Origin of the sequence: Nostoc sp. JL34 (genome assembly GCF_017114945.1) — a bacterium.
Lineage (GTDB): Bacteria > Cyanobacteriota > Cyanobacteriia > Cyanobacteriales > Nostocaceae > Nostoc.
On record NZ_JABXKQ010000183.1, the window covers coordinates 1 to 3,269 of the forward strand.

General features: G+C 34.6%; 1 protein-coding gene and 1 pseudogene. One reads left to right on the top strand and one right to left on the bottom strand.

Annotated elements, in window-relative coordinates:
* Positions 1-402 precede the first annotated feature (402 nt).
* Complete coding sequence (locus HWQ44_RS32965) at positions 403-2,412, bottom strand: ATP-binding cassette domain-containing protein (protein ID WP_292726621.1); 2,010 nt, start codon at positions 2,410-2,412, stop codon at positions 403-405.
* A gap of 702 nt (positions 2,413-3,114) precedes the next feature.
* Here HWQ44_RS32965 and HWQ44_RS33740 point away from each other — a divergent pair.
* Positions 3,115-3,264: pseudogene (locus HWQ44_RS33740) on the top strand (hypothetical protein); the annotation flags it as partial.
* Positions 3,265-3,269: the final 5 nt, after the last annotated feature.

Below are 3,269 nucleotides of genomic sequence, written 5' to 3' on the forward strand. Positions count from 1 at the left end.
ATTGCTATATCAGGCAAGTCCTATTGTCAATAGGCTTTGAGACGCGCTAACCCTGGAAAATAGGGCAATGTAAAAATAAGTATTCCAGGTTTTAAGGGCGGCCACTTTATCCTTTAATTCCGGCCATCTTTTCCTTTAAGTGACACTAAAATCCTCGCTTATGCTTCCAGACCCTGACAAATTTTGGGTCTGGTTACAAGTCACACTGAGCGATCGCAGAAATTTTCGGTCTACTGAAAGTCAAATCTAACTGAAATAGGTATTCATTACAGAGCGATCGCAAAACTTTTTGGTCTACTGACTATCTTAACTGTCCATTTAAGTGACTTAAATTGCTATTGCATTTTATTGATAAATCTGAGATTATCTGCTGCTTTCTTGACTTCTCAAGGATAGCGGCTATTAAAGTCTCGACCACTTCAATACTTTGGGATCTTTATCATATCCATAGCTAACGCCGTCCCTAGTAGTTATAGACTCTCCTTTACTTGCTTTGCTTCTAATGGTGCTAAGAGAATAGTACGTTAGTTCATTCATTTCTTTATGAGTAAGCTTTTCGCTTGTGCTTATTTCTAGCTTATTTTGAGCTTTATCTTGAGATGAATCATCTATTTTGATTTGAGCATCTGTTGGGGGTTTAGTAAAACTTACTTTTTGATTTCGATAGTCCTGAATAGTCACAAGTTGCCAACTAGAATCTTGTGACAATTCCAAAACCCATTGGTGATAATCAAACAAGCTTTCCCGATGTCCAACACTGATAAATGTTGTTTTCGTTGATTGTAACTGTTGATATAAACTTGCTTCATTTTTCAAATCTAAAGCACTGGTTGCTTCATCTAATATAGTAAAGCTAGGATGAGTCACTAACAGTCGTGCAAAAGCCAAGCGTTGTTGTTCTCCTATCGATAATATATTTTCCCAAGGAACTTCAGTATCAAAGCCATCGACTCGACTAAGTAAGTTTTGCAGATTGACTTGTTGTAATACTGCTTTGAGTTCTACATCAGTCATCTGACGATTAGTATTAGGATAAAGTAACTGTTCGCGCAAAGTTCCCAAAATTATGTAAGGACGTTGGGGTAGAAACAAGACTTCTTCTAAAGGAGGTCGCACTAGACGCCCAGTCCCAGCATTCCACAAACCAGCGATCGCTCTCAATAGAGAACTTTTACCTCGACCACTTGGCCCAACAATCAATAAACCTTCACCTGGTTGAATTGACAAAGACAAATCTTCAAAGATTACCTGTTCATAGTTAGGCGTTTGTAAGGTGACATTCTCAAAAGCGAGATGATTTTCTTCTATTGTTTTAATACTACTGACATTCTCTGGTTCTCTAGTTAATTCTTCTAAAGCATTTGAAAATTCAGATAACCGTTCAACATAGCTAGAAAATCTCCCAGAATTCCCAAATTCATTAATTAAATCACCCAAAGCATTAGCAAAAAAATAGCAACAGACAGATGCTTGGATAATTTCTCCAAATTCCATTTCACCTCTAATTTGTAAAGGGCCAAATACTATATATGGAAATATTTGAATTACAGATTGATAACCTCTGTTAAAAATCTCACTATTCTTCTCCCAATCAATTTTGCATTTAGCATTTTTTATCAAATTACTAAATCTGCGGGCAATAATATTTGATTCCTGCTTCTCTCCTCGAAAGAAAGCTACCGATTCAGCATGAGTGCGTAAATGAGTCAGACAATAGGTGTATTCAGCTTTCGCTTCGAGTTCTTCTCGATTAATTTTATTTAATTCTTGGGTCAAGTAAACAGCAATCAAGTTTCCTATAACCGTATAACTAACTAAAATCAGTGCAACAGACTGAGAGATTGACCAAAGAACTAATAAAAAAGCTGACATCTCTAGTATTTTTTCTAGGAGAGTAGCTGAAAAACTTAAAGCATTGCTTGCAATTGGTTCGATTTCTTGAGATAAACGTTGATCTGGATTATCAATACTAGATTTAAAGTTGATTTTGTAATAAGCTCGACTATTTAAATATTTTGATAAAATCTTATTATTCAGCCATTGATACCAATCTAGAGCAATTTTTTTTCTCACTAGTCTGGAGAACCCTGCTAAGAGAGTTCCCAATACCAGAACTGAACCATAAAGCAGTAAAGCATCATAAAACTTAGAGATTTCCTTCTCTTTAATGATGATATCGGCCAAATAGCGATTAATAAAGCTATTAAAAACATTTGCACCAACAAGCGCAATTATTAATAATATCAGGAGAATAAGCATTCCCCATGAGCGAATCACCTCTGAAAATGCTCTGTCTCCTGGCTCATGTGGATACCAGTAAGGTTGGGCGACGGCTTTTACGTCTTTCCAAAATTGAAGAAAACCTAAAAAAGCATTTGTTGAAGGTTGAGCTTGAACAACTTGGGTTGGCATATTCTGAAACTAAACTAAGACTTTAGCTAATAATTAAGCTAGTTATATGGAAGTAGTGTTAAGGCTCAATTCCTTACTAAATAAGCATTATAGCCATAAATGAAGTAGCAAATTGACCTAGTGTAATTGTTGGGCTTTTTGGATAATTATAGGCTTATTATCACAAATTCACAAATTGGTAAATATGCTTGTGAAGGTATTATTTAGCCCAATATTTCTACTAACTGACGCATTCATTAATCTGCTGCAAGCTTCTTAGTGTCGAGAGTTGACAACAGTTAATAAGTTTTCAGCAAATAATTTTTGCGCCATGTTTCATATTCTATAACGCAGTATAAACTAATTTACATTTTATTTTTTGTTTTTACCCCAATTTACCGAGTTGATATCTCTTAACTGTCTTAACTGTCTTAACTGTCCGCTTAACTGTCTTAATTGGGATTGTATTTTTTTGACGAAGGTGAGATAATTCATAAATTCAATTAAAAAGTACAGCTTTAAATAAACAAACTCCGCTTATTTAAAAGTAAACTTTTCTTGAAAACTAGTAAAATCTATCATTGGGAAAGCAAAATTTTGATAGTAACAAGTATCAAAAATTCTAGTTACTATTAACTTACTCTTAGTTAAGACTGTAAGAATTTGAGGTAGCTTTAGAGGAAAATATTAGTTTATTAAATTAGTATCGATTAGAGTAAACTCATGAATTTAATAGAGCTTCTAAAAAATCTTTCAACAAAGAATGTTGAACTTTGGGTTGATGGAGACAAACTGCGCTATCGATCGCCTGAAAAATCACTCTCCCCTGAGTTGTTGGAGGAAATTAAGCAATCGGAACCAGAAATTATCCGCATTTT

Bases quoted from the DNA above. Each gene is read 5' to 3' on its own strand.
- HWQ44_RS32965 (WP_292726621.1), bottom strand. From the start codon at position 2,412: ATGCCAACCCAAGTTGTTCAAGCTCAACCTTCAACAAATGCTTTTTTA.